Source organism: Peribacillus sp. B-H-3 (genome assembly GCF_048572925.1).
Taxonomy (GTDB): domain Bacteria; phylum Bacillota; class Bacilli; order Bacillales; family DSM-1321; genus Peribacillus.
In genome coordinates, this window is the sequence record NZ_CP183879.1 from 3,853,206 (window position 1) to 3,877,229 (window position 24,024).

Annotated in this window: 30 protein-coding genes, 1 pseudogene and 2 riboswitches; of the genes and pseudogenes, 8 read left to right on the forward strand and 23 right to left on the reverse strand. The window is 39.1% G+C overall.

Translation table 11 applies throughout. The annotated features are described in order from the left end of the window. Positions 1–43 precede the first annotated feature (43 nt). Entirely contained in the window at positions 44–691 is a 648-nt protein-coding gene (locus ACN6MY_RS19245; RefSeq protein ID WP_419881613.1) for a 2OG-Fe(II) oxygenase, read from the reverse strand. A gap of 142 nt (positions 692–833) precedes the next feature. Continuing rightward, on the reverse strand, positions 834–1,031 hold the full coding sequence (locus ACN6MY_RS19250; RefSeq protein ID WP_419881614.1) for a JAB domain-containing protein: 198 nt from the start codon (positions 1,029–1,031) through the stop codon (positions 834–836). 687 nt (positions 1,032–1,718) lie between these two features. On the opposite strand from ACN6MY_RS19250, the gene ACN6MY_RS19255 reads away from it, so the two are divergent. Next, positions 1,719–2,417 (forward strand): VIT1/CCC1 transporter family protein, encoded by a 699-nt coding sequence (locus ACN6MY_RS19255; RefSeq protein WP_419881615.1) that lies wholly within the window; start codon positions 1,719–1,721, stop codon positions 2,415–2,417. Positions 2,418–2,653: 236 nt separating this feature from the next. On the opposite strand, the gene ACN6MY_RS19260 is transcribed toward ACN6MY_RS19255, so the two are convergent. Together ACN6MY_RS19260 and ACN6MY_RS19265 are read right to left on the reverse strand one after the other, a co-directional pair. Beyond that, entirely contained in the window at positions 2,654–3,199 is a 546-nt protein-coding gene (locus ACN6MY_RS19260) for a response regulator (RefSeq protein ID WP_419881616.1), read from the reverse strand. 310 nt (positions 3,200–3,509) lie between these two features. Then, positions 3,510–4,541: a fatty acid desaturase gene (locus ACN6MY_RS19265; protein ID WP_419881617.1), complete on the reverse strand. Its 1,032-nt coding sequence runs from the start codon at positions 4,539–4,541 to the stop codon at positions 3,510–3,512. A gap of 276 nt (positions 4,542–4,817) precedes the next feature. Between ACN6MY_RS19265 and ACN6MY_RS19270 the strand changes: the two genes are divergently transcribed. Next, positions 4,818–5,018 carry a cold-shock protein gene (locus ACN6MY_RS19270; RefSeq protein WP_090991097.1) on the forward strand — a complete coding sequence of 67 codons (201 nt, stop codon included), beginning with the start codon at positions 4,818–4,820 and terminating at the stop codon, positions 5,016–5,018. Positions 5,019–5,452: 434 nt separating this feature from the next. Here the strand turns inward: ACN6MY_RS19270 and ACN6MY_RS19275 are convergent, their stop codons facing one another. Beyond that, complete coding sequence (locus tag ACN6MY_RS19275; RefSeq protein WP_419884227.1) at positions 5,453–5,977, reverse strand: cysteine hydrolase family protein; 525 nt, start codon at positions 5,975–5,977, stop codon at positions 5,453–5,455. Between the two features lie 136 nt (positions 5,978–6,113). Then, positions 6,114–6,368: a hypothetical protein gene (locus ACN6MY_RS19280; RefSeq protein ID WP_419881618.1), complete on the reverse strand. Its 255-nt coding sequence runs from the start codon at positions 6,366–6,368 to the stop codon at positions 6,114–6,116. Between the two features lie 261 nt (positions 6,369–6,629). Between ACN6MY_RS19280 and ACN6MY_RS19285 the strand changes: the two genes are divergently transcribed. Beyond that, complete coding sequence (locus ACN6MY_RS19285) at positions 6,630–7,079, forward strand: YfmQ family protein (protein WP_419881619.1); 450 nt, start codon at positions 6,630–6,632, stop codon at positions 7,077–7,079. Between the two features lie 101 nt (positions 7,080–7,180). On the opposite strand, the gene ACN6MY_RS19290 is transcribed toward ACN6MY_RS19285, so the two are convergent. Next, a complete protein-coding gene (locus tag ACN6MY_RS19290; protein ID WP_419881620.1) occupies positions 7,181–8,050 on the reverse strand; it encodes a permease prefix domain 1-containing protein in 870 nt (289 codons plus the stop codon). A 2-nt stretch (positions 8,051–8,052) separates the two neighbouring features. Continuing rightward, the gene (locus ACN6MY_RS19295) at positions 8,053–8,388 is read right to left on the reverse strand and encodes a PadR family transcriptional regulator (RefSeq protein ID WP_419881621.1); all 336 of its coding nucleotides are present in this window, start codon (positions 8,386–8,388) and stop codon (positions 8,053–8,055) included. A gap of 173 nt (positions 8,389–8,561) precedes the next feature. Then, positions 8,562–8,664, forward strand: a riboswitch (TPP riboswitch). Positions 8,665–8,815: 151 nt separating this feature from the next. On the opposite strand from ACN6MY_RS19295, the gene thiW reads away from it, so the two are divergent. Next, on the forward strand, positions 8,816–9,304 hold the full coding sequence (thiW, locus tag ACN6MY_RS19300) for an energy coupling factor transporter S component ThiW (protein ID WP_419884228.1): 489 nt from the start codon (positions 8,816–8,818) through the stop codon (positions 9,302–9,304). A 222-nt stretch (positions 9,305–9,526) separates the two neighbouring features. On the opposite strand, the gene ACN6MY_RS19305 is transcribed toward thiW, so the two are convergent. From ACN6MY_RS19305 to ACN6MY_RS19325, 5 genes are read right to left on the reverse strand one after another with little or no spacing between them, the layout of a single operon-like run. Beyond that, positions 9,527–10,474, reverse strand: coding sequence for an ABC transporter permease (locus ACN6MY_RS19305; protein ID WP_419884229.1), 948 nt, complete (start codon positions 10,472–10,474; stop codon positions 9,527–9,529). Beyond that, positions 10,471–11,388 (reverse strand): ABC transporter ATP-binding protein, encoded by a 918-nt coding sequence (locus tag ACN6MY_RS19310; protein WP_419881622.1) that lies wholly within the window; start codon positions 11,386–11,388, stop codon positions 10,471–10,473. The genes ACN6MY_RS19305 and ACN6MY_RS19310 overlap by 4 nt, the downstream gene beginning before the upstream one ends. Next, on the reverse strand, positions 11,389–12,099 hold the full coding sequence (locus ACN6MY_RS19315; RefSeq protein WP_419881623.1) for an ABC transporter ATP-binding protein: 711 nt from the start codon (positions 12,097–12,099) through the stop codon (positions 11,389–11,391). Further along, positions 12,096–12,476: a GntR family transcriptional regulator gene (locus ACN6MY_RS19320; RefSeq protein ID WP_419881624.1), complete on the reverse strand. Its 381-nt coding sequence runs from the start codon at positions 12,474–12,476 to the stop codon at positions 12,096–12,098. The genes ACN6MY_RS19315 and ACN6MY_RS19320 overlap by 4 nt, the downstream gene beginning before the upstream one ends. A gap of 3 nt (positions 12,477–12,479) precedes the next feature. Continuing rightward, complete coding sequence (locus tag ACN6MY_RS19325; RefSeq protein ID WP_419881625.1) at positions 12,480–13,265, reverse strand: hypothetical protein; 786 nt, start codon at positions 13,263–13,265, stop codon at positions 12,480–12,482. Between the two features lie 211 nt (positions 13,266–13,476). Between ACN6MY_RS19325 and ACN6MY_RS19330 the strand changes: the two genes are divergently transcribed. Beyond that, on the forward strand, positions 13,477–14,409 hold the full coding sequence (locus ACN6MY_RS19330) for a LytR family transcriptional regulator (RefSeq protein ID WP_419881626.1): 933 nt from the start codon (positions 13,477–13,479) through the stop codon (positions 14,407–14,409). A gap of 287 nt (positions 14,410–14,696) precedes the next feature. Here the strand turns inward: ACN6MY_RS19330 and ACN6MY_RS19335 are convergent, their stop codons facing one another. The 7 genes and pseudogenes from ACN6MY_RS19335 to ACN6MY_RS19365 form a co-directional block, all read right to left on the reverse strand. After that, positions 14,697–15,242: an SMI1/KNR4 family protein gene (locus ACN6MY_RS19335; RefSeq protein WP_419881627.1), complete on the reverse strand. Its 546-nt coding sequence runs from the start codon at positions 15,240–15,242 to the stop codon at positions 14,697–14,699. 98 nt (positions 15,243–15,340) lie between these two features. Beyond that, a complete protein-coding gene (locus tag ACN6MY_RS19340; RefSeq protein ID WP_419881628.1) occupies positions 15,341–15,739 on the reverse strand; it encodes a YybH family protein in 399 nt (132 codons plus the stop codon). Positions 15,740–15,925: 186 nt separating this feature from the next. Beyond that, positions 15,926–16,135: pseudogene (locus ACN6MY_RS19345) on the reverse strand (response regulator transcription factor); the annotation flags it as partial. Between the two features lie 28 nt (positions 16,136–16,163). Next, complete coding sequence (locus ACN6MY_RS19350; RefSeq protein WP_419881629.1) at positions 16,164–16,688, reverse strand: DinB family protein; 525 nt, start codon at positions 16,686–16,688, stop codon at positions 16,164–16,166. 425 nt (positions 16,689–17,113) lie between these two features. Next, the gene (locus ACN6MY_RS19355; RefSeq protein ID WP_419881630.1) at positions 17,114–17,332 is read right to left on the reverse strand and encodes a helix-turn-helix domain-containing protein; all 219 of its coding nucleotides are present in this window, start codon (positions 17,330–17,332) and stop codon (positions 17,114–17,116) included. Positions 17,333–17,342: 10 nt separating this feature from the next. Continuing rightward, on the reverse strand, positions 17,343–17,828 hold the full coding sequence (locus tag ACN6MY_RS19360; RefSeq protein WP_419881631.1) for a DUF2975 domain-containing protein: 486 nt from the start codon (positions 17,826–17,828) through the stop codon (positions 17,343–17,345). A 357-nt stretch (positions 17,829–18,185) separates the two neighbouring features. Beyond that, positions 18,186–18,533, reverse strand: coding sequence for a hypothetical protein (locus ACN6MY_RS19365; protein WP_419881632.1), 348 nt, complete (start codon positions 18,531–18,533; stop codon positions 18,186–18,188). Between the two features lie 369 nt (positions 18,534–18,902). Here ACN6MY_RS19365 and ACN6MY_RS19370 point away from each other — a divergent pair, with 369 nt between their 5' ends. Together ACN6MY_RS19370 and ACN6MY_RS19375 are read left to right on the forward strand one after the other, a co-directional pair. Continuing rightward, complete coding sequence (locus ACN6MY_RS19370; protein WP_419881633.1) at positions 18,903–19,337, forward strand: N-acetyltransferase family protein; 435 nt, start codon at positions 18,903–18,905, stop codon at positions 19,335–19,337. 208 nt (positions 19,338–19,545) lie between these two features. Beyond that, positions 19,546–19,740: a hypothetical protein gene (locus tag ACN6MY_RS19375; RefSeq protein WP_419881634.1), complete on the forward strand. Its 195-nt coding sequence runs from the start codon at positions 19,546–19,548 to the stop codon at positions 19,738–19,740. 180 nt (positions 19,741–19,920) lie between these two features. Here the strand turns inward: ACN6MY_RS19375 and ACN6MY_RS19380 are convergent, their stop codons facing one another. Both ACN6MY_RS19380 and ACN6MY_RS19385 read right to left on the reverse strand, forming a co-directional pair. Next, the gene (locus ACN6MY_RS19380) at positions 19,921–20,133 is read right to left on the reverse strand and encodes a DUF3006 domain-containing protein (protein ID WP_419881635.1); all 213 of its coding nucleotides are present in this window, start codon (positions 20,131–20,133) and stop codon (positions 19,921–19,923) included. Between the two features lie 12 nt (positions 20,134–20,145). Further along, positions 20,146–21,486: a ComEC/Rec2 family competence protein gene (locus ACN6MY_RS19385; RefSeq protein ID WP_419881636.1), complete on the reverse strand. Its 1,341-nt coding sequence runs from the start codon at positions 21,484–21,486 to the stop codon at positions 20,146–20,148. A gap of 332 nt (positions 21,487–21,818) precedes the next feature. Between ACN6MY_RS19385 and ACN6MY_RS19390 the strand changes: the two genes are divergently transcribed. Next, positions 21,819–23,048 (forward strand): MFS transporter, encoded by a 1,230-nt coding sequence (locus tag ACN6MY_RS19390; RefSeq protein WP_419881637.1) that lies wholly within the window; start codon positions 21,819–21,821, stop codon positions 23,046–23,048. A 255-nt stretch (positions 23,049–23,303) separates the two neighbouring features. Here the strand turns inward: ACN6MY_RS19390 and ACN6MY_RS19395 are convergent, their stop codons facing one another. Next, entirely contained in the window at positions 23,304–23,450 is a 147-nt protein-coding gene (locus tag ACN6MY_RS19395) for a hypothetical protein (protein ID WP_177201283.1), read from the reverse strand. A gap of 119 nt (positions 23,451–23,569) precedes the next feature. Further along, a riboswitch (Lysine riboswitch) is annotated at positions 23,570–23,754 on the reverse strand. Positions 23,755–24,024: the final 270 nt, after the last annotated feature.

Below are 24,024 nucleotides of genomic sequence, written 5' to 3' on the forward strand. Positions count from 1 at the left end.
GAGGTCCTGGAGTTATATCAATCGGTACGGAATTTATAGTTTGCTACCTTATTTTTTGTCGTCTCATCCATTGGGTGGCCACCCATTTTTCACCTTGTATTACTGGTGCTCCTCCATGGAGAGTCCGTTCGTTTAGTGTTTGATCATTGTAGAAATACTCAAAATAGACGGCCAGTCCCTTTTGAGGTGTTACAGAAAAGTTCAAGTTAGGGAAAAATGTTTCCCCTCCTTCTTCCACGTCATTTAAGTAGATTATAAGTGTACTAATCCTGTTGTTTTGAGCGGCTTTGCTAGTGGAGGAAAAAAAATCGTAATGGGGTTTATATTCTTGCCCAGGCTTATAGTTCAGGATTTGAATGCCGTCGCTATTTTCATTGGGGATGCCCATGATGGATGTTATTCTCTTTTCAACCTTATTAATGATATCGCTTTCATTCCTCTCGAAAAACATACCGCTGCTTGTCCGTATTTCATTTATATTGCTATCAGCACCTATTTTTGAGCGCTGAATTCTGGCTTTCGATAACTGGATGAGTTCATCGCATTCTTCGTAACTCAGGACATTTCCCAAAACGACAACCAATGGTTCCTCAAATCTGGCAAGGATATGGATTTCTCTGTCTTCCGTTTGAATTCTGTTTCCTGTATGGCCAAAAATGGTCTGCTCTTTCGTATTAGTATCCGTTGTCACTTTAACAGCTCCTAGTTTCTAAAGGTTAATTGTGGACATTATACCATATATAATATAAAAATAGAGTTCTACAATTCTCAACTTCACTAAATCTCTATATTCTCTGTTTCACAAAACCATTAATTTACTTCCTCATTTCCTTCTATAACCCCTTTAGGCTGACATGCTTACCTGTATGGCTGACAATCACATGGTCAAGTACATCAACACCTAAAATCCACCCTCCTGCTGCAAGTCTTTTAGTGACCTCAATATCTTCTTTGCTTGGTGTCGAGTCTCCGCTAGGGTACTGGTGGCTAACAATAATGACTCCCGCATTATTGCGAATAGCGCATTTCATTACCTCTAAGGAACCTACAGACCGTGGTTATCGGTCGATGTAGTGCCAAAGCGACACGTACCGAATGACAGAAAGACGCTTTTCCTTTCTGATCAGTCCCCGTAGTGCTGCCGCCCACAGTCTTTCTCTAAGGTATAAATCGATATTTTAAAGCCTTATTTCCGAAGAAAAATTTCAGCCTTAAGGCTGCGTTGGTTAGCAATTGAATGTAGTTATATCCCTTACATGATAAGAACAAACACTCCGTATTTGGCAAATAAATAATACTGTTTACCCCATTATGTCTTTTGAATGAAAAAAGCTGAAAATATGCATCATAAGAATAAAAACTTGCATATTTTCAGCTTATGGATAATTTGGGATAATTGACAAACCTATACTCTCAGCGTTACGATTCATAAAAAAGTTCAGGAGGTCCAGCTGGTGCTTTCACTGGCTTCATTGAATTGGTTGATGACCTTGTTAAAAAGTTTGAATTATACAAACTAGCGGATCAATTAAGCCTGCACTTAGAAGGTTTTCTTCATATTGTCGATGCTGTTCAATTAATTTGGTTTGCAACATTTTAACAAGGTGATAGAGATTTAACAGCCATTGGTCATAAATTTGCAGATGCAAGTGTACTTGAACCAGAAGAAGTGGCAGCTGAATGATTTATTGATAAACAGTTAAATTGGAGGTGAAAAAATGGCTCAACACCTGCATCACATAGAAGAACATTTTTCTGGTTCTGACTTCATTCGAGATGTTGTCATTGGTATGTCAGACGGATTAACCGTACCCTTTGCATTAGCTGCTGGTTTGTCTGGTGCTGTTGATACAACAACATTAATTCTCACTGCCGGAGGAGCTGAAATTGCAGCAGGGTCAATTGCAATGGGACTTGGCGGATATTTGGCAGGCAAAACAGATGCGGAACATTACGAAACTGAACTTGCCCGTGAACGGCGCGAAGTAATAGAACTACCAGAGTGTGAAGAAGAGGAAGTATCTGATATTTTCAAGGAATATGGGCTTGAAGAAGACCAAATCAAATCGATTACTGAAACCATTAAAAAGAACCCTGAAAAATGGGTGGATTTTATGATGAAATTTGAATTGGGTCTAGAAAAGCCGGAGCCGACAAGAGCGAGAAACAGTGCAATTGCCATTGCTATTTCTTATATTGTCGGAGGTTTGATCCCTTTATTTCCATATTTTATCTTTCATAAACCTGCAACAGCATTAATTGTTTCTGTAATTGCCACACTTATTGCATTACTGATTTTTGGATATGTAAAAGGAAGGTTTACAGGTACTTCTCCGGTAAAGAGTGCTTTTCAAACAATGATTACTGGAGGACTTGCTGCAGCAGTTGCATTCGGTCTAGCAAGAATTCTCACCTGACCGCCTGATTTTCGTAAGTGGTAAACGATAAATACATGCATCCCTGCCTAATGGTGGGGGTCATTTTGTCTGGATGTAATGGATATTTGCAAAGAAGATGTATAACCTGGAAAATTACCCTATCTTACATTAAAGATGCATATAAACTCCTTCCCGAACTAAATGAGTTCTAATATATGTTATAAATATCAATCGCAGGTCCTAAGCTGATCCTCTTTGTGATTTTAAAAATATTTCTACCCGGTTGGTAATTTCATTTTACCTTTGATGGCAGAAAGATATTTTCTTACCGTACCAATCGTGTTATTTTGCTGATTAGAGGCTTCATTTGTGTGAATGCTCTCTTCCATCAGTCCTAACACTTCCATTTCGCGTTCGTTTTTATCGGAGGCATCATCCATAAGTTCGGGCGAGTAAATTCTCTTTCCGTCCATGATGCCACGTATGGAGCTTGCTAACACGTCGCTCGGGCTATCTTTCAATAAATAACCTCTTACATCAGCTTTTAAAGCACGCTGAAAATAACCATTCCTTCTAAACGTTGTCAAAATGATGACCCTGTATTCAAATGGCTTTAAAGCTTCTGCTGCCTCAATTCCGCTCTTTTCAGGCATCTCTATATCCATCATGCATATATCCGGCTGCAATTCGTGCACCATAGACAGTGCTTCTTCCCCATTACTCGCTAGCCCGACAACTTCTATATCTTCTTCAAAATTGAGTAGAGAACTAATTGCCTCTAACAGCATTTTCTGATCCTCTGCAATTACAATTCGTATCAATTTAGGTCTCTCCTTATCGGTCAGCTTATATTAAAAGGCTCTTTTATTATAGATTGTGTTATTTAATGAGTTCTGTGAGGCGATCCCATTTTTATATCAGGGTGATTGGAGAGTAAGGTGCGAGACTCCTGCTTAGATTTGCGGGACAGGTGAGTCCCCTCCGGCGCAGCTGAGGAGGCTCACCGCTTGCGTGGAAAGCGAGCATCCTGGAACGGAAATCAGCCACCTTGTTCCATAGCAACAAAGTTTACGAAAACAGCCTATTAAAAAGACTCCCCTAAATACGAATGATTAAGGGGAGTCTGGCCCATTATACTTCAGGTTTTACTTGAACAGTAACACTTTTTTTCGTTAAATATTTTACTTCTTTAAAGCCGATGAAATTCTTGTTTTTCTCATCCCATAGACGGAAACGGATCGACCGCAAGCTTGTAGCAAGAGTAATTGTCGGTACGTTCTTTAAAGGAAGCGTATTATTGTGTGCCTCTTCTAATTTATAGTTAGGGACCCTTGGACTTAAATGATGAACATGATGGTATCCGATATTACCAGTAAGGAATTGCATCAATTTTGGAAGCTTATAAAAAGAACTTCCTTCCACTGCAGCTAATACATATTCCCAGTCTTTATTTTCTTCAAAATAAGAATCCTCAAAAGTATGCTGTACGTAAAACAGCCAGATACCCACTGAACCTGATATTAAGAATATGGAACCTTGTACTAAAAGGAATGATTGCCAGCCAACTGCCAAGCAAAGTACTCCTGCTAAAACAACAATTAGTACATTCGTCAAATAGGTATTCATTTTTTCCTTCTTTCTAGCACCTTTTCTGTTAAATCTATTTTTAAGAAGGAAAACATATATTGGACCTATTCCAAACATAACCAATGGATTGCGATAAAAACGATAGGCTAAACGAATTTTAAGCGGTGCTGCCAGATATTCATCCACTGTAAGAGTCCAAATATCTCCTGTTCCCCGCTTATCTAAATTACCGCTTGTAGCGTGATGAACAGAATGCTCATGTCCCCATTGATCAAACGGGAATAAAGTTAGAACACCCATTACTGTACCCACTATCCTATTGACACGGCGGTTTTTAAAAAAGGAATGATGCGTACAATCATGAAAAATAATGAAAATACGAGTCAAGAATCCAGCAGCTATTATAGCTGGAACTAATGTTAACCAATAAGAAACGGACAGGCTCATATATGCCAGGTACCATAAGATAATAAATGGCCCGAGCGTATTAATAATCTGCCATATACTTTCCTTCGTCGTCGATTGTTCAAATGGTGCAATTTGTTTTTTCAAGTTTTTTGTATTTTGTAAGGTCATTGTTCAAATGCACTTCCTTTTATTTTCGCTTTACTGTACTTCCTATTATAAAGGAAGGATAAGGACATTATTAGTACCAGATGTCATGTCTAGTACATGATAAATGTCATGTACTAATTTTTATTCAAGCTGCAAATTTGCAATATCTTCAATAAGCTGTTATGATAAAAAGAAATATTTTTGTTCGGTGTAATGAAATAGTATGAATGTGGACTTTTCTTCTCGTGGGCAAGAATATTAATTTATTGTGTTTTAACGCACTAGGAGGCAATATAAATGGAACAAGGTACAGTAAAATGGTTTAACGCAGACAAAGGCTTCGGATTCATCGAACGCGAAGATGGAGACGACGTATTCGTACATTTCTCTGCTATTCAATCTGAAGGATTCAAATCTTTAGACGAAGGTCAAAAAGTTACTTTTGACGTTGAGCAAGGTCAACGCGGACCACAAGCGACTAACGTTCAAAAAGCTTAATTCCATATGAATGACACAAACAAGTTCTTTGTTAAAGAGCTTGTTTTTTTATATTCTCCTGATAACGCCTATTAAAAAACCCTGCTCATGTTTCGAGCAGGGAGATGGTACAGGTAATATAAAAAGGTTTAAAGTTCCAAAGGTTTGTAAATATTATAACATATTGGATTGACAATATGGGGATATATAGATTTATACAATCTCACGCCACCCATCTGAACGGAAAACCACATCGGGAACGCATCGATAATTAGCCAGAGCGATTTCCACACCAATTCCCACGATTTCTTATCTTTTACTCTGAGGGTAAACTCCTGATAGAAAGGAGAAATTTTTATCTGGAATACTTCATTATCATTTTCAAAACTGTAAACACAGTTGCACTACTTCTTTAACAAACGCACCAAATAGATAAAGCTCTTTTTCGGATTCAGTTATGTATTAAATATAATCTCAGTGCTAGGAATAACAGTTGCAAACCAGCGTAATACGGAATTGTGATGGTTAATAATTTGTTGAGCGGTAATTTCATCCGAACTCCATGTACTATGTGTATCAGAAGCTAAAGTGACTTGAAATCCAGCACTAAACGCCCTCCTGCATGTTGTATCAACACACGCCTCTGTTTGAATGCCCGTTATAATTAAATGCTCTATTCCATGTATTTTTAATTCCTTTTCTAAAGTGGTGTTAAAAAACGAATCCGGAGTTGTTTTTTGTATAATAACATCTCGATTTTGCGGAGAAATCTTAGGATGAATTTCCCATCCATTTGTTCCATATTCCAAAGGATGTCCAACAGGTCCATTGTGTTGGATATAAAAAATAGATGTATGTGCAGAACGCGCTTGATTTATTAATTCGTTTAAGTTTTCAAGTAGATTAACACTTCTATATACTTCATTACCTTCAGTAAACATTCCATTTTGTACATCAATAATTAATAATGCTTTCTTCATCATTCTCTTCCCCTTAATAGAACTCTATTAATTAAAAATGGCTGCCACAGCCCGCTCTTTCTTCAACTAACGAATGTTGCATCATCTAATCCGGCTGCCCGCTACATTTCAAATAATCACCCTCTAAAGCATCGTGTCACGAAGATCTAATTTTTGACAGTATGTTATGCGCCTTGTGCTGATCTTCTTTATTTACATAAAAATCATATATGGCTGTAGTGCTTGTGTCATTTATATAATGCTGGCCCAGTGCAGGGCGATTGCCTGAATTGCTTTTAACTTTGTAGCGCAAGCCTTCGCTTTGAAAACTCTGAGCTGTTTTGAAGTATTGCTCATCGCCTACTGCTGTATAAACGAGTACCTTGTTAAATAAAAAATCGAATATCCCCACACTCACACTTCCCTCTGAAAATTAGTCAGCTAATAATGGTGTACATATACTATTCTTTTCTCACAATAATAATTCCTTTTTTTAACAAGTTACTTCTAATCTCTGTAACCTATTCAGCCCTTTCCTTCAGCCTCTTCCAATTTGCCTTCATGAACTTTTTGTGACAAATTTCACATTTTATTGTATTACAAAAATGGTAGGCATATTATAAATAGGACATGATGTATATATCAATTTAAAACATTACGGAGATGATAAAGTATGACTGGACTTGCTTTGGTTCTGACCATTCTCTTTGGACTATTAAAAATATTGATTTCCTGTCTTCCTTCCGATTCAGTGAAATGGATTATAGGCAAGTATGAAATGCATGCAAAGCTTAATGCTGAAAATACTGTCGTGACCTATGAAGGTAAACGCATTGAAGATGAAGAGGCAAATCAAATCATTGATACTTTTAACAAAGGTATATTTTTAGAACAATATTATATCTTTCCAGGAAATGAACAAATGTTTTTGCATCCGGAAAACGGCGGAACTCCATTAGTCATTGACACCAAACAAGGCAAAAAAGATGTAAAGCTGTTTTTGTACAGCTACAGTGACCATGTGGATGTAGTCAAACAGTACAAAAAGAAAGTAATGTCGTATAGCCTGCGTTCCGCTCAGCTCCAAGATCGTTCTATAGCATTAGCAGCGGAAATCCTTTAATAGAAATATGAATGGCCGTCTTTTTTGATTAAAATATCACAAGAAATAGCAGCTGAATTGATCAGCTGCTATTTTTAGTTTTCGAATGTATAAATCTTTGCTTAATTCATTACATCTTTTAACTGTCTATTTTGTTTCCTCAAGCTCAACGAAACCACACCAAGAACGATAAATAAAGAAAAGAATAAAATTGGCAGCTGGTAAAAAGTCCAAATGCTAGGTCCATAATATTTTAATTGATGATACTTTTCAATCGTCTTTTCATAAGATTTTTTATATTCATATTGAACAATCCATTGTCCACTCGCCTCGATAACTGATCCTAAATCATACTCGCTCGGCACAATTTGTTCTTTATTTTTAACAACATTATCATTTCCAATTACAATAGCAGCTTTTGAATATTCGATTGGGAAGTGTGAGTCAGGTCCTTCTTTCACTTCTTCATTATCTTTTAACCAACTTCCTAAATCAGAGGCAGGAAAGACGGCTAATAAATTCAGCTTATCTTGGTGCTTTTTAAAAACATTTAGTAACTGTTCCTTTTCTTTTTCGGTCACTTTATTTGAAGTATCCAATACATCGAATACATCATTCATGATCGTTTCTTTTTCTTGATTAACCACTTTAATATTTTTTATATCTTCGTTATGTTCCTTTACTCCTGAGAATGGAGTAGTGAGAAAGAAAATACCCAACACTAAAAAGATAAGTGCAAATGATAAAACATAATTAGTAAATTTCTTTTGAACTTTGAAAAACTCGGATAACCCTTTTACAATTTGGTTTTTACCTCCGAAATTTTCAATTGCTATACGGATTGCATCTTCTTCAGTTTGTCCTTCTGCTTTTAACTCTTCAACAGCTTCTAATAAATGTGAACGCATTTCTTGCTTTAAACCTTCGATATCTTGTTTATCACCAGTAACATCTTTATAGATTGAATTTACATATTTATCTATCTGTTTCAAGGCTATTCTCCCCCTTCAATAAAGGTATCAATAATTTTTTTTACAAATTGCCATTCCTTACGCTTTTCTTTAAATCCTTCTTCACCTAATGGTGTAAGTTTATAATATTTTCTTCTTCCGCCCGGTCCTTGTTCATCGCCCCAGTAAGAAGAAATCCATTTGTTATTTTCTAATCGCTTTAATGACAAATACAGTGTAGCTTCTTTAAGTTCAAACTGTTCCTCACTTTTTTCACGAACTAATTTTGCTACTTCATATCCGTACATATCCCTGTTATGTAATAACGATAAAATTAATGTATCAATATGACCTTTTAAAACCTCTCTATTAATCTCCAAACTTTTCCACCTCCTTAATTATTTATAAAATATATTACCTAATAATACAAGGTATTCTTAAAAATTTTATAAAAAAGCATCCTTTTCTAGGATGCTTTTTTTCAAGGTATAAGCCTTGCTGAAATGTTCCCATTTATCCTCTCGCATGATATGATGCTAATAATTGGATAGCAAGTTTATGCTAGGGGAGCCTTTTCGGCTGAGATTGAACACTGTTCTAAACCCTTTGAACCTGAACCGGGTCATGCCGGCGGAGGAAAGCGGATTGCCGATTTAAGGATGAATCGTACCCTGCTTTTTTCAAAGCGGGGTTTTTTACTTGTTTTAATATCATGTCTCCTCTCAGTGCCCTGCTGAAACTTGCTAGACAAATATTTAAAGGGAGAGGATTTCATTGAACAATATTAAAAAGATTACACTTACAGCCATGATTACAGCATTAACGGCGGCCAGCAGCTCATTCATTTATATCCCTGCCGGTGCAGCACGAATTTTCCCGATTCAGCATCTGGCCAATGTTCTCACTGCCGTCATGCTGGGGCCAGCTTATGCGGTTGCCGGGGCATTTACCGTTTCCCTGCTGCGCAACCTGACAGGAACAGGTTCGATTTTTGCTTTTCCGGGCAGCATGATTGGCGCCCTTCTTGCCTCCATTTTGTATAAAAAAACGAAGGCTGTTGCTTTTGCCTGCCTCGGGGAGGTCATAGGCACCGGTGTCATCGGGGCTCTCTGCTGCTACCCGATCGCCCTTTTGTTTCTCGGCAAAAAAATTGCTCTATTAGGATTTCTGCCTGCGTTCATACTCAGCTCCTTCACTGGCGCCATCATTGCTTTTATTCTATTAAAAGTACTTTTGAAAAACAGCTACTTGAAGAAAACGATATTTCAGAACGACATGGTAAACCGCAGGATGTAATTAGAGCGAATAAAACTGGATTAGGCTCTAATCAGGCCTGAATTGGCTCTAATCATAGAGAATTTCTCTAATCAAACGGGAATCGGTATCAATTTTCCAGTTATCTGGAAAATACAAGTTATGTTTCTCTGTAAAATGGCGCGTTTCTCTACCAAAAATATATCTAACAAAAAAAAAGCTTCAGATCCAGCCCAAACATGGGCGAGATCTGAAGCTTTCATTTTATGCCGCGATATCTCTCTTCACAAATGCAAGGAAGGCGACAACATGGAAGATAATAAAATAAATGAGCAGCATGACGAGCGAGAATGATAGAGTCATACCATCGATCATAGCATTGCCGTCAAAGTATGGAGTTAAATCCACGTTTGCAAACAGCAGGTATTTTGCCCAATCGAATTTTATGGCAAGCAGGTTTGTAATGGATGCTCCTGATAAAAGCAGGAAAATGGATACTCCGATTGCGAGCGAGCTATTGCGGAATGCTGCTGAAATCATGAATGCCATTGTGGTGTACATCAGCATCGATACAGAAGAAATCCCATAAGACCCAATCAGATGCAAAACCTGGTTTCTTTCGACAATGTGGCCGTCACTATAAGCCAGATATGGAGACGTTTCTCCAAACCCGAAGAAAATGGCGCCAAAAATGAGGCTTAGCACAAACAGGACAACAAGATTTAAAAGTGCATAGCCGATGACCGTCACATACTTGCTCAATAGGATTTTTACACGGCTGATCGGACGGATCATGAGCAGTTTAATGGTACCCCAGCTGAATTCATTTGCCACGATGCCAGCTGCTATGATAATAGTAAAGAGTGCAACGAGAGGGATGACGTTCCGCATATCATCCATAAAACTCCAAGCCGTATAATGGTTATCTTTCGGAAGATTATGTTCAATGCGGTAGTTATTTTCAGCAATGCTTTGTTTCATATAGTTCTTGCCTGTATCACCGGGAACATGTTTCATATCATTCTCTGTCTGCTTGTTTTCTGCCTTAAGCTCTGTTTTCCAATTAGGATTCAGCTTTGCATCATCATGCTTGTTGATGATATTAAGAGTGATAGCCCCTCCAAGTACCATCAGCACGAGCAGACCCAGCATGATTAATGTTGCTTTTCTTTTGAAAATTTTCACCCATTCGTTTACAATCAAACCCATTATGCGACTCCTCCTTCACCGGTGATTTCGAGGAATTTATCTTCCAGTGAAACATGTACAGGAGAAGCCTCAAAAATTTCACACTCGTTTTCTACTAATTTTTTAATAGCCTGCGGGACGGGGATCTGGACGGCATCAATTTCCAGATTATTGCCAGATACTGTAATATCCGCTTCAGGGTATGACTCGCGCAGAACGTCTTGTGCCTTTTGCAGAGGCTTCACGCGGATATGATAGGTGCGTTTTTCTTCCTTCATAATTTCGCGGACATTTTGCACATCGACCATTTTCCCTTTCTGGATGATGCCGATTCTGTCGCACATCATTTCCATTTCAGAAAGAAGATGGCTCGACACAATGATTGCGATATTCTCCTCGCGGGCGAGCTTTTTCATATAATCTCTCATTTCGCGGATTCCTGCCGGGTCAAGGCCGTTTGTCGGCTCATCCAGAATCAATACCTTTGGGCGATGCAGCAGGGCTTGAGCAAGGCCAAGTCTCTGCCTCATCCCAAGGGAGTAGGTTTTTACCTTTTCCTTTAAGCGGTCCTTCAGCCCGACAAGCTCTGCCACCTCGTCTATTCTTTCCTTAGTAATGCTTTTATTCATCCTGGCATAATGCTTCAGATTATCATAGCCTGACATGAATTTATACATTTCCGGATTTTCGACGATGGCGCCTACATTCTTGACGGCATCTTCAAAATTCGTCTTTACACTGTGCCCGGAAATATAGATATCTCCCGAGGTAATCTGCATAAGGCCTACAAGCATCCTTATTGTAGTCGTCTTTCCGGCGCCGTTAGGACCGAGAAACCCGAATACTTCTCCTGCATATACTTCAAAGCTGATGTCGTCAATGATGGTTTTGTTTTTAATTTTCTTCGTTACATTGGTTAATGAAACAACGGTTTCCACTCAAACACTCTCCTTTTTGCTTTCAAAACAACTCTTCATCCATCCTAGCACAGATTTACCATGAAGCTCCCTGATGCTTTCTACTTCTTCTTTGGCAATAATATGTCCTGCATCAATCAAAATCACTTCATCGAGGATGGTTTCAATTTCGTCAATTTCATGTGTAGCGATAATGACTGTCTGCTGCTCAAAATCGATAAATGAAAGCATGCTTGCGACCAATGAATCCCGGACCATGGGATCCAGTCCAGAAAAAGGCTCATCCAGCAGTATGACCGGTGCCGTACGGGACAGGGCCAAAACCAGCTTAACCCTTCCACGATTACCCTTTGACAGGGAAGCGACGCGCGACATGGAAGCAATTCCCATAAATTCTAGCATTTCATCTGCCTTCTGTCTATGGAAATCCGGAAATTGGGAGGTATGGAAATCAATCAGCTCTGCTACGGTAAACTGCCCATATACAATATCAATTTCCGGTAAATAGGCCACCTTTGAGGCGATCCTCCTGCGAGGCTTCTCCCCGTCGACCCTGATTTCACCATCTGAGGGTCTTGCCAAACCGGAAATCAATTTTAACAGTGTTGATTTTCCGCTGCCGTTGGAACCAAGCAAGCCGTATATCTTTCCTTTTTCAAAGGAAAGCGAAACATCCTTTAATGCATATGTCCCCCCGTAATACTTGATTACGTTATTTAAGCTGACACTCATTCTGCATGGCCTCCTTTTTCCATGAAGTAACGCTGCACACCTTCAACCATTTCGTCCGCCGTCAGCCCAAGCTCCCTCATGTTCCCCACAAACGCTTCAATCTGCTCTTTTTTCATGCGGTTTTGCAGGGAAGAGACGATTCCCGGATCATCTTTGACAAATGTCCCCTGGCCCCTCTTCGTTTCCACAATGCCTTCCCTCTCAATCTCAGCGTATGTCCGCTGTATTGTATTCGGATTCACACCCATATTCACAGCCATTTCCCTCACAGACGGAAGCTTATCTCCATGTGAAATCTCGCCCCGTACAATCGAGGAATAAATCCTGTCTGCCACCTGCAGATATATGGGCTTTGAAGAATGAAATTCCTCTGTCATGTTTTACACCTCAATCTTTCGGTCAAAAAGCCGTGCTGATAGCCAAAAAGCAAAAACGAAGAAGATGACCCTTAAAGCGAGAATCATAATGGAAGAACTGTTTTCGGCTGCTGAAAAGCTTACAGAATGGGCGGTAATTTCAAACTTGCCTGCCGTATGGAAATGAAAACTTCCGATGCTCTCCATTTTTTTATAAAAAGCAAATGTTGTCATCCAGTTCCATAAAACAGTAATTGCAGCAAAACCCAGAAATGCAGCAAGCCAGCGGACCTTTCTCACGAGCCTGACCCTTGCAAGTGAATGATAAAGAGTCCACAGCAAGAGGACGATGCTTCCTATAAATAAGCTTGAGGCCGTAACGGTGACTGCGAGCGCCAGCAAATCGCCAAGTGCAGGCTCATCGATGACTTTCGCTGCACCTCTGAAAATATCTTCACTAAAATGCAGGACCACATATGCAAGAAAACAGGCGGCTAGGATGGACAGGAAATGAAAAACCAGGCTCATGATAAGCTTAGCGCCAAGCAAAAGCCACGAGGAATTCGGATTATGCAGCCATAGCTGCGATTTCCCGTCAGCCGACAGCAAATAGCACAAAAATGCCGGTATTCCTCCCATATGAAATAAAATCATGACAAACATCATCAGGGTAAACACGCTTGAGCTGCGGAAATACCAGGACGAGGCATATCCTATCACAAAAAAGGCAGCCTGCAGAAACAGCAGCACATACAGCATCTTTTTTCCAATGAGCCACTCCTTTTTCAGCAATCCTTTAAACGCAAACATACGTATCAGCACCTCCACTGTATTTTTTTGTTATATTAGTGTTCTAGTTAAATAGTACACTGGGACAAACAGAAGTGTCAAACCCATTTTTCAAAAAAAAGCGTTCTTTGTAAAAAAATACAATTTTCGATAAAAAATTCTATTCAACTGCTCTGCGCTATCCTATAATTATCTAGATACAGATTGATATGAAACAAGAAGGGAAACGATCATGAGCAAAGAAAAAAGAAGAAGAAAGAAAAGGAAATGGCCAAAAGTACTTGGCATCATTGTCCTATTACTTGTTTTAGCCGCTGGCGCTTACGCATACTCTGTTTATCACTCTTTAACTGCTGCCGTCGATACGATGCACAGACCCATTGACCGGGATAAATCCGAAAAACGCTCTAAACCGGTAGCACTGGCGAAGAAAGATCCATTCTCCGTCCTTATGCTTGGCGTGGATGAGCGCAAAGGAGATCACGGCCGCTCTGACACCATGATTGTACTGACCGTCAATCCGAACAATAATTCCGTTAAAATGCTCAGCATTCCGCGTGATACCCGAACAGAAATTGTCGGCCATAACACCGTAGACAAAATCAATCATGCCTACGCTTTTGGCGGAGTGAAAATGTCGATGGAAACAGTCGAAAAATTTCTTGATATCCCGGTGGATTATTATATGAAAATCAATATGGAAGGCTTTAAGGATATCGTCGATGCCGTTGGCGGAATCACGGTTTACAATGATCTGGATTTCACTTCTGATGGCACCCACTTCCCTAAAGGTAATGTTACTTTGAACGGAGAAAGAGCATTAAAATTCTCGCGGATGAGGCACGAAGATCCGCGCGGAGACTTCGGCCGCCAGCTGAGACAGCGTGAAATCATCCAGCAGGTCATCAATGAAGGTGCAAGCGTATCAACCCTTGCCAACTACGGAGATATCTTCAAAGCCTTGAGTACAAACGTCCAAACCAATCTAACATTCAAGGAAATGATCGATATCCAGAAAAACTACAAAGCAGCCGGCAGCAACATCCAGCAAATGAGCATCAAAGAAACCGGCACCATGATTAACAAAATCTACTACGGACTCGTAGCAGACGATGAAAAGCAGCGCATCCAAAAAGAAATGAAAACACAATTAGAACTGAACTAAATAGGAAAAGCTGTTTGGAAACTATATCCGAACAGCTTTTTTTGATAGAGTTTGAGAGAAGTTCCTTTAAAGCGCTGCATATACAGCTTCGCATGAAATCAGTTCAGGAATCGTGCAAGTTTTGGACAAAATCATGCAAGTTTCCAAGAAAATCATGCAACTTGTAACGGAATCGTGCAGCTTCAAGCGGAATCATGCAAGTCCTCAATTTCACCGCAAAAAAAAAGACCAAAACAAAAAATTGCCCCGGTCTCATAATCTTATTTATTTTGAAGAAAACCATACAGTCAGTCTAATAGAACCGTTTCGGCATTCCATTCCCAATACATGTCGCCCTGTACACGTATCATCCGATCGAGCCAGGTTTTAAAATCGCAATTCAAGTCCTTGATTTCTGCGCCTAAAATAAGAATATGCTCGCTTCCCTGATTCCCGAGCTTGCTGTAATCCATCACAATCGGGCCAACGTCTGTTAAATAGCCAATCGGAAAGCAATGATTCCGGAGATATTCAGCAGCAGACAGAGAAACATGGGTTAAAGTAAGCACCATCAATTCAAAGTTGAACCGCAATTCTTCTATGGAAAATATCTGAAAAGCAGGTCCATATTCATTTGTAAAAAAGTCTGCACCATTATGCATCAGCAGAAAATGTTTAAAATCCTCCGGTATATGCCAGCCAGTTTCGGCAATGACCATGTCTAAAGCTTCAGCATCCCCTGGCTCCTTAAACACACATTTGCATTTCCCGCTCAAATTGCTGCTCAGCATGCTGCCCTCAGTGAGTTTACTCTTTAAATCTTCTACCATACTTTGAATGGAAAGTCCTCTCATAACTCTCTACACCCCTTTTTCCGGATAAAGATTACTTTCGACATAAAGTAAAAAATTCCCTTCTCGAAACTCATTGGAAATCAACTTTTGTTTAAAAGCTAAAGTGCCGGGCTATCGATGAGATCTGTGCCATAGGAGTTGTCTATCACGCAAAGCCAAGCTCCTTGTGCATTTCTTTTAAACACATATGTAGCTCTTCTATCCATGGAAAATTCGGTTTCCTCTTTATCGGCCTGAAGCAGCGTCTGGGATAGAACCAGTGCAGTATCGCCTGCTTTCAAAATGACCATTTCGCCTTGTGCCGGCACCAAGCTGTTCTTAAAATAGGCGGCGATGCTAATGAAGGCTTGTTTGATTTCCTCTTTGCCCCGCGCTATGCGGCCGGGCTTTACAACCAAAATAGCGTCATCACTATAGTAGTTCATCAGCGTATCGAAATCTTCCTTCTTGATGGCGGTATCACATATTTTGATAACCTCTTTTAATTCGTGTTCCATACCTCTCCTCCTTCATGCCGTTACTTTTACATTCCCTGGTTACTATGGAATTCCCTGCATCAATTCTACCGGCATCTTAAGAAACTTTGCAATTCGCTTGAATCATTAACGATCTGGCTCGAATGAAAAGGTATTCGTGTTCGATTATCCAATTAAATGAAAAATATTTATTTGGGTCTATCCAGCGATCAGCTTTGCTGCCTCCACCCCGTTCATTACAGGCATGCGTACATCAAGCAAGATGACATCCACCTGATTATCACGGCAATATTCAAATGCTTCCTGTCCGTTGTTCACAGTATCCAGAACAACTAATTCTTCATATGTCTGCAGAATAATTTTCAGGCCCTCCCGGATAAAAGAGTTATCATCTGCAATAAGCACTTTAATCTTCACCTTTTCCCCTCCAGGTAAAGCATTACTGCTAACTTTGACCACTCTGCAGTTTTCTTAGCAGGTGAACAATCTGTCCTCTATGATGCGATTCATGTTCAATCAAATGGTACACAACCCATTCAGGTGTCACATCATAACGCTCCAGCACCCTCGCTCTCTGCCAGTCCGCCAAATCCATCGGGCGAAAATGCGAAAGAAACACTTCACGCACCATGTTAAGGCGTCCAATATGTTCTCCCAAGCTTTGTCCTTCGACATGTGTCAGTCTGCCATCCTCCGTACTGAACTCAAAAGGAAATAACGACTGAATCTCTGGATCCCACTCAGACTCCAGTACTTCTGTATACAGCCAATCCGCCTCCACCAGCGCAATATGATAAAGCAGCGAGCCAATACTCTGCCTTTCATCAACCTTCCCGTCAAGCATACGCTGGCTGATTCCGTCTATTTCCTTCAAAAGAGTATAACGGACATCCTCCAGGCACCATAGCCACCGGCCAATTTCAGCTTCATATCCTGGCAGCGACATGACCCTCAATACTTCCCTTTTCAATGAAATCACACTCCTCTGATAAAAAGTACTTCTATCCAAAGAGGGTGTTTTCCTTTTTTTGTAAGACCAAGCATATCACATGCTAGGAATGATACAGGAAATTATATGATTTTATTGTACAAAAAAAGAGCTTCATGCTGAAAGTAAAGGGTTCAACTTCGGGGGACAAAAGTTATAAAAAGGAACTAAAGTAGCACTGAATTCAGCAATGAAATATCAATAGAAATAACAAAAATGAGTAACGAATCAACAGACATTTTGGCAATATAATTAACGACAAAAGGAGCTTGGACAAAATTCTAACGGGTACCCTTTCGAGGTGGAAACATTGCAAATCACATCAATAAACGCGAAGGGATAGCAATTAAGCTATCCCTTTAATTCTCTATCGACTCCTGTTAGTAAAACAAATTTGTTGTCTGTTTTTATTTAGTGTCTTCGTCGCTTTTATACTCCAATATATCACCTGGCTGACAATCCAAAGTCTTACATATCGCTTCTAATGTTGAAAAACGAACCGCTTTTGCTTTCCCATTTTTCAGAATGGAAAGATTCGCCATAGTAATTCCAACGCTCTCCGAAAGCTCCGTTACGCTCATTTTTCGTTTTGCTAACATCACATCAATATTAATAATAATTGCCATATCATCCACCTCAGACCGTCAAATCATTTTCTGATTTTATGTTAATCGCTTCTTGTAAAAGCCGTTGGAGGATAGCAGCAAAAACGGCGATAACCAACGAAGCAAAAATGATGATGAGTCCCATTAATCCAATGGGAGGGTCAACTTTCTTCGCTATAAAACGAAAGAGCGGCAAACCTAATACATACAAACCACTGATTGTAATCGCACAGCACTTTATGTTCTGTAATGCCTTTACAGATAATTCCGAGAACGCTGTGTTCTCGTCAATGTACCGTAAAAGATTGAAAGCCTGATAGAGAGCAAAGTAAAAAGGCACAGCCGCTCCATACATCACGATGAAAACAAGATATTTCATTGGGACAATATTTGGATACAATTTTGCTGCGAAATTCGCCATATGGGGCACTAAAAATATACATAAAGCAAGCACTGCAATTCCAGCCAGAAAAATAATTACCTTTAAGAAAGTGGTTGAACCTCGTTTAACATTCATATTAAGCACCTCACTTATTTAATGACAATATGAATTTTAACATATTATTTATCGTTTTACAATAAATCCATATTGTTATTTATTATATTATTATTGTTATTTAAATATCCCTTTAATTTCGACAAAAATAAAAAGCATTTCTCATTACAAAGAAATGCTCTTACTTTAAAATGTTAAATTTACAACTTGTTCAACAAAACTTCCACATAGTTTCTTCTGTTTTAATACCCATTTCTTTAAACTTTTTATCTTCACGAATGCAGTTTAAATATTACTCCACAACTTCATTCTCGGTGTAATCTGCGTAGGCTTCGACTAAATCAATGGTCAAGCTGATAGCAGAGCTCTTTTCTCCAGTTATTGCTTTACTTTCGATAAAATCTCGTCCTTCACATTCTCCGGTCCATCGGTCTCAAATATGACCTTCGAAAATCCCTGATCATCCAGTTCCATGATGACCAAATTACTGTTTTTCTCATATGAAACAAAGCACCATTTTCCGTCAACAAGGAATCTTCCTTCCCGCACCCCGAAGCCTGAAGTGCCTACCCGGAAGTTCAGCAAAGGGATGTCAAAGCTTCCAACGCTCACATTTTTAATGGCTGTATAAGGAACCTCCAGTATACTTTTCAAAGCGGCAACACTCGTCATCCCCGTAAAATGAATCACCAATTGATCTTCTTGAAAATCCAGCTTTCTTGCCATGTTATTCCTCCTTTTTTTATTTAACAATATATGATGGGAGGGTTTTCATCAATTCATCGTGTTTTGAGCCCTATTAATTATACTTCATGTCCTTTCGCCCAATTAGAGATAAGAAAAAGCGTGTCATTTACATGGTTACTGTAAAATGATTTCCATTTTACTGGATAATCGATTCCAAATCACAGCGAAATGCATCTTCATTAGAGCCAAATCTGCCTCCATTAGAACCAAAACACGGACCATTCGAGCGAATTGCCATTTTTCCATTAAGAAGCAGCTTTTTTGGGTAAAAATGGTACAAAACTGTGTTATTTTAGAGATAGGAAAAGAATGTATACACGCTGGAACCAAACGAAGGGAATGAGTACTATGGAAATCAGAAAACCATCCGAAAATGAGCTTGAAGAAATTATGAGACTTTCACCGCAAGCTATGTTTGAAGGAACATTAGGCAGTGTCATGCCGAATGATGAGAAAATCAAGCAGCTAGTTCAACCTCTGTTGCAAAAGGGCTGTTATTATTTAATAGCTTCCGAGGAGGATCAGTTGATGGGGTGGGTTTTATTAGGTCAAAGTAAAGACTCGTTTACGGATGAAGCAATTGGCTTTATCTACGAACTTTATGTAAAACAAGAATTCAGGGGCAAAGGAATTTCCAAGCAGCTAATGAGCAGCGGAATCGACAGTCTAAAAAAAGAGAGAAACCGGGAAATACGTCTCAATGTATTCTCAGAAAATCAGGCTATTGAACTTTACAAAAAAATGGGATTTTCAATAAGGAATTTAACAATGAGTTTAGCTTAATATCAAATTAATGAAGAAAAACAGGTGAAATACCATTTCGCCTGTTTTTTTATCTTTTATCCATGATGTTGAGTGCTGGGCAGACACCCAGGTGTATTTCTATAAAAATAGGGTATTTACTAAGTAAGCAAGTTAGCATTTCTCTTTAATACCTTGTACTAAGGTTTCTTTGTTTCACAGCAAAGAGGGCTTGGCGGGAGGTGATTAAATGAGAAAAGCCATTGGCATCAAGAGCTTAATCAAATATCTTCATTCAGTTAGTTATCCGCTGACTGAAGAAGAAATCCTTGAGCTTATACTTAATAAAAGCATTCCGCATCTTAGACCGCTGTCCGACATGATTGTTTTTAATTTAGATCATGTTGATTCCTGGCTTAGCCAGCAGCAGCAGCTAAAGGATTGAGTTATTGAGGCCCTGCATGTTTGCAGGGCCTTATCCATGTGGGGATTTCCTATAGTCCCCCTATGTGCATGCTATGCAGGACTCTATGATACCTTTTGAAGAATCCATTTCATCCTGAAAAAAAGCGGCCGCCTTCCCCCATCAGCAGAGCCAAAAAAAGAACAATGATTTCTCATGGCTCTATTCAAATAGCTCATTGGCTAATGAATCAATATAGGCTTTGCGCTCTTTCTTCCCGGATTTGTCAATTCGTGCTTTTCCGTTCTCCATGATCACTACGTCTCCCGCCTGTACACCTGCAGGTAGCTCTTTTAGCGGGATATCTTCTGTGGATCTGTCTTCTTTTTCACAAACTGCCAGTTCGCCTTCGATACGGTCAACAATATATTTCATTACTAGGCCTCCTTATTGCGGGATAAATGAAGTTTGAGTGGTATAGGTTTTGCCATTGGATGTAGCTTCAACGTCTATATTTACTTCATACCCTGCAGCAGCCCTGCTTATTCTTACCTCGAGCGGAGTTCCTACTGTCCCCTCATAGACGGTATCTTTGCTTTTATAATGAAAGGTTGCGGTATACTTGGCTCCTGTTATGCCTGTGACCATTAAATGGACATCATGATATTGCTGCGGCGTTTTGTTATCAAGCGCTGCCTTTATTGTGCCGGCTTGCGGCTGTGTTTGTTTCGTAACTGGCGGAATAGCCGTTTTCGGCATAGCTGGTTTTTTAATTGGCGGCGGTGCTATGGCTGCGGTTCTGCTGCCCGAATGATTTGGCGTTAAAGCTGAAACCGATTTAAACTGAATTTCATTTCCGTCCGTTGTCGCTAAAATGGTTTTGCTTTCATCCGTACGGAAGATTTTTATATCATTTGCTTTTAACAGATTCAATACTTCTTCAGTCGGATGTCCGTAGCTATTGCCTTTGCCTACTGAAATAACGGCATATTTAGGCTTCACCGCATTCAAAAATTCCTGGCCCGTTGCCGTTTTGGCACCATGATGGCCGACCTTCAGCACTTGTGCCGAAATATCCTGATTTGACGCTATCATGTCATCTTCTGAACGGAATGGAGCATCCCCGGTAAACAGGAAGGTTCCTTTTTTGCCGTACGTCAATTTGGCAACAGCTGACCAGTCGTTCATCTCGGATCCATAATCCCTGACCGGTGCAACAAGCTTCATAGTTGCGCCTTTTAGACCAAGGTCGACTCCCGCTTTTGCCTGTTTCAGTTTAAGTCCCTGATTTTTTACGGCTAATAAAAAGTCTTCATATGTTCTCGTATCATGAGTAACACGCGGAGTGTATACGTTTTTAACTTTTACGTTATCCAGGACAGTGTCCAGCCCGCCAATATGATCTGAATCCGGATGGGTAGCAATCATATCATCCAGTTCATTTACATGCAGCTGGTGCAGGTAGCGGACCACATCGTCCCCTTTATCATTGTTTCCGCCATCTATTAATATATTTTCACCCTTAGGCGTCTGAATTAATGTGCTGTCACCTTGTCCTACGTCAAAAAAGTACACCTTTAACACACCTGCAGGAGGTGCAGTATTCGGTGAAGATTGTGCAGGTTCTTCCTTCGTCTTTTGAGTATTCCCTGTCACTTGGGTGCTGCTGTCTGCTGGCTTCCCTGTATGTGCCGGTTTGCTTGCTGGTGTTTCTGCTCCGCTGCAGCCTGCTCCGAACAAAGCAATAGATGCAGTTAGCCCTAGTGCGGCCATCCAATTCTTTTTCATGATGTTTCCCCTCTTTTTTCTAAGTTGCTGTTATGCTGAACTTCTTAATTTTAACGCAAGAGGGAATTTTTCTCTAATTTCTTTTTTCCTATTTATATAGCTTTAACGCCCGGCGGTGAACTTGTGATGCTCCTCTTCGATTAGCTTTATGAATTTATCTTTTTCGTCATCTGTGTAGAGATAATAAAGTTGTTAAATTTACAAAAAAGTCATTTAAAAAATAATAAAGGTGTTTAACCTTATGTCACTAAAGGGGCAGGTTAGTGAAAGAAGGGATTTCCAAAAAATGTACAGAATAAAATAAAAAGAGATAAAGTCTATAGCTAAAGGTGATGATTAACATTCGCTGGAGGAACCAATTGTGCTTAATAACAGGAATAGGTATCTCAAACTTAGGAAACTGGATATATTTAATTGCTTTGAATATTTCAATCCTGCAATTAACAGGGTCTCCTGCTGCGGTAGCTGGACTTTTTATCATTCGGCCTATCGCTGTTTTAATTACAAATATTTGGGCTGGAAGCATTATAGACCGGGTGAATAAAAGAAAATTAATGATAGGAATTGATATCATTAGAGGAATATTAGTTTTTGTGATTCCCTTTATAGGTTCTATTTGGATTGTTTATTTATTACTTCTTATTATTAATATGGTAGGCTCGTTTTTCGGACCTAGTTCATCTATTGTCATTACAAAATTGGTTTCAACCGAAAATCGTACACGATTTAATTCAGTAATGAGTATGACAAACTCGGGTGCATTCCTTCTTGGACCGGCAGTAGCAGGGTTCTTAATTATGACTGTGGAAACCCAAATTTGTATTATCATTAATTCAATTTCGTTCTTCATTTGTGCATTGTTTATCTATTTTCTTCCCGATACAGATGAAGCTGTTGACAGTATTCGAGAGCCTTTACACTGGAAAATATTTTTAGGCGACTTTATCGCCGTTAAAAATGCCGTAAAGAAATTGAAATTTTTCATTACCGTGTATTTATTGTTTCAAGGTGCAATGTTAATAGGATTTGCTTTAGATTCACAAGAAGTTACATATATCAAGCAAAGCTTAGCATTATCAGATAAAGATTATGGACTCATTGTGAGTTTTACAGGAGCCGGTTCATTACTTGGAGCGTTTGTAGCTTCCCTCCTTTCTAAAAAGTTTAAACTACGTTTATATTTAGGAGTGGGTACGCTTTTGACCTCGATAGGATATGTTTTATTTTATCTGTCATTCAACTTTTTAACAGCTACTGCAGCATTTGTTTTCTTAGGGTTTTTCGTAGCATTTGCCAATACCGGATACGCTACTTTTTTTCAAAATAGCATACCGATAGATATAATGGGGAGATTCGGAAGCATAACCGATATGGCACAAGGAATAATACAAATTGGCTTCACTCTTATTTTGGGTTTTTTTGCAGAATTCTTCTCACTTCAGAATATTTGTATCGTATTCTCGATTGTTGGTGCCATTTTCGCTTTGTTTCTTTTTATCATTTCGGTTCAATCTTCAAAAGCAAATTATTTTGAAGAAGGTTCAAATACTTTTAATACTTAGTTTCATCAAATTGCTATGGAAACTCTATTCTTGTGAAGTTTGTGAGGATTTGTACTTAAACAAACGGGTGCAATAGTTGGAGGATCACACTTTTCACATCCTTTTCTTTTTGTATGGCTTGAGTTAGCGTTTGATTACAAAAATGGTTTCTGTATTTCTTGTCATTTGATAGGCTATAATCTCGTTATTGTACAAATCTCAACAACACAAAAAACAGTCTGAGAAACCTCAGACTGCTTTACATCTTGCCTCTACTCATACTGCCACAGATTCTACAATAGTAATATCAGCTTTAGATACTATTATTACTCCTCCTGCCTCTAGCTCAATCTCATATATCCAACCATAGTCTCCTACAATCTTACCTTTAATCTCTTCTGTATTTTTGAATAGAATTTTCATCAATTAGATTCTCCTTTTTGAAAATAAGTTATTAAGAATGCATTAGCTATAAGGAAGGAAAACAAAATAGAAAAAGCCGTCGAAGAAGATCGACGGCTAAAAGCATATTCCGAATCAAACCTTCCGAAAGCTCCTCACGTTTCTTGGTCAAGAAACGTGATAATGCTGTACCTATTCGATAACAGCCCCAATATGCTTTAAAAGAGAGTTAAAGCATATTTCGGCAACTTTTCCTTTCAAACGCAGTCTATGATATCTCTTATCTCGTGCGTTTTACTAATAAAAGTTGCAACCTTTACTCAATCGGTTAAGAGGAAATATTTTATTATTCTAATATTGTATATGAACTCTTATATAAAGACAAATGCTAAATTTTGGTTTTTAGTAAACTTCTTTTTCTTGCTCCTCTCTTCTTCCCCAAGAATCTGAAATGTGAGATGAATGTCATATTTTAATAGCTGTTGTACTAGAGAGGTGGTTATTTTACTCCCTTTTTTAATTCTAATTACAAGATTGTGAAGAAGTGTACTTAAACTAAACCAGCTAATAGTTTGTCAACATTTTTCAATAATAA

Bases quoted from the DNA above. Each gene is read 5' to 3' on its own strand.
- ACN6MY_RS19250 (WP_419881614.1), bottom strand. From the start codon at position 1,031: ATGAAATGCGCTATTCGCAATAATGCGGGAGTCATTATTGTTAGCCAC.
- ACN6MY_RS19255 (WP_419881615.1), top strand. From the start codon at position 1,719: ATGGCTCAACACCTGCATCACATAGAAGAACATTTTTCTGGTTCTGAC.
- ACN6MY_RS19265 (WP_419881617.1), bottom strand. From the start codon at position 4,541: ATGACCTTACAAAATACAAAAAACTTGAAAAAACAAATTGCACCATTT.
- ACN6MY_RS19270 (WP_090991097.1), top strand. From the start codon at position 4,818: ATGGAACAAGGTACAGTAAAATGGTTTAACGCAGACAAAGGCTTCGGA.
- ACN6MY_RS19275 (WP_419884227.1), bottom strand. From the start codon at position 5,977: ATGAAGAAAGCATTATTAATTATTGATGTACAAAATGGAATGTTTACT.
- ACN6MY_RS19285 (WP_419881619.1), top strand. From the start codon at position 6,630: ATGACTGGACTTGCTTTGGTTCTGACCATTCTCTTTGGACTATTAAAA.
- thiW (WP_419884228.1), top strand. From the start codon at position 8,816: ATGATTACAGCATTAACGGCGGCCAGCAGCTCATTCATTTATATCCCT.
- ACN6MY_RS19315 (WP_419881623.1), bottom strand. From the start codon at position 12,099: ATGAGTGTCAGCTTAAATAACGTAATCAAGTATTACGGGGGGACATAT.
- ACN6MY_RS19320 (WP_419881624.1), bottom strand. From the start codon at position 12,476: ATGACAGAGGAATTTCATTCTTCAAAGCCCATATATCTGCAGGTGGCA.
- ACN6MY_RS19325 (WP_419881625.1), bottom strand. From the start codon at position 13,265: ATGTTTGCGTTTAAAGGATTGCTGAAAAAGGAGTGGCTCATTGGAAAA.
- ACN6MY_RS19330 (WP_419881626.1), top strand. From the start codon at position 13,477: ATGAGCAAAGAAAAAAGAAGAAGAAAGAAAAGGAAATGGCCAAAAGTA.
- ACN6MY_RS19335 (WP_419881627.1), bottom strand. From the start codon at position 15,242: ATGAGAGGACTTTCCATTCAAAGTATGGTAGAAGATTTAAAGAGTAAA.
- ACN6MY_RS19340 (WP_419881628.1), bottom strand. From the start codon at position 15,739: ATGGAACACGAATTAAAAGAGGTTATCAAAATATGTGATACCGCCATC.
- ACN6MY_RS19355 (WP_419881630.1), bottom strand. From the start codon at position 17,332: ATGGCAATTATTATTAATATTGATGTGATGTTAGCAAAACGAAAAATG.
- ACN6MY_RS19360 (WP_419881631.1), bottom strand. From the start codon at position 17,828: ATGAATGTTAAACGAGGTTCAACCACTTTCTTAAAGGTAATTATTTTT.
- ACN6MY_RS19365 (WP_419881632.1), bottom strand. From the start codon at position 18,533: ATGGCAAGAAAGCTGGATTTTCAAGAAGATCAATTGGTGATTCATTTT.
- ACN6MY_RS19370 (WP_419881633.1), top strand. From the start codon at position 18,903: ATGGAAATCAGAAAACCATCCGAAAATGAGCTTGAAGAAATTATGAGA.
- ACN6MY_RS19375 (WP_419881634.1), top strand. From the start codon at position 19,546: ATGAGAAAAGCCATTGGCATCAAGAGCTTAATCAAATATCTTCATTCA.
- ACN6MY_RS19380 (WP_419881635.1), bottom strand. From the start codon at position 20,133: ATGAAATATATTGTTGACCGTATCGAAGGCGAACTGGCAGTTTGTGAA.
- ACN6MY_RS19385 (WP_419881636.1), bottom strand. From the start codon at position 21,486: ATGAAAAAGAATTGGATGGCCGCACTAGGGCTAACTGCATCTATTGCT.
- ACN6MY_RS19390 (WP_419881637.1), top strand. From the start codon at position 21,819: ATGATTAACATTCGCTGGAGGAACCAATTGTGCTTAATAACAGGAATA.
- ACN6MY_RS19395 (WP_177201283.1), bottom strand. From the start codon at position 23,450: ATGAAAATTCTATTCAAAAATACAGAAGAGATTAAAGGTAAGATTGTA.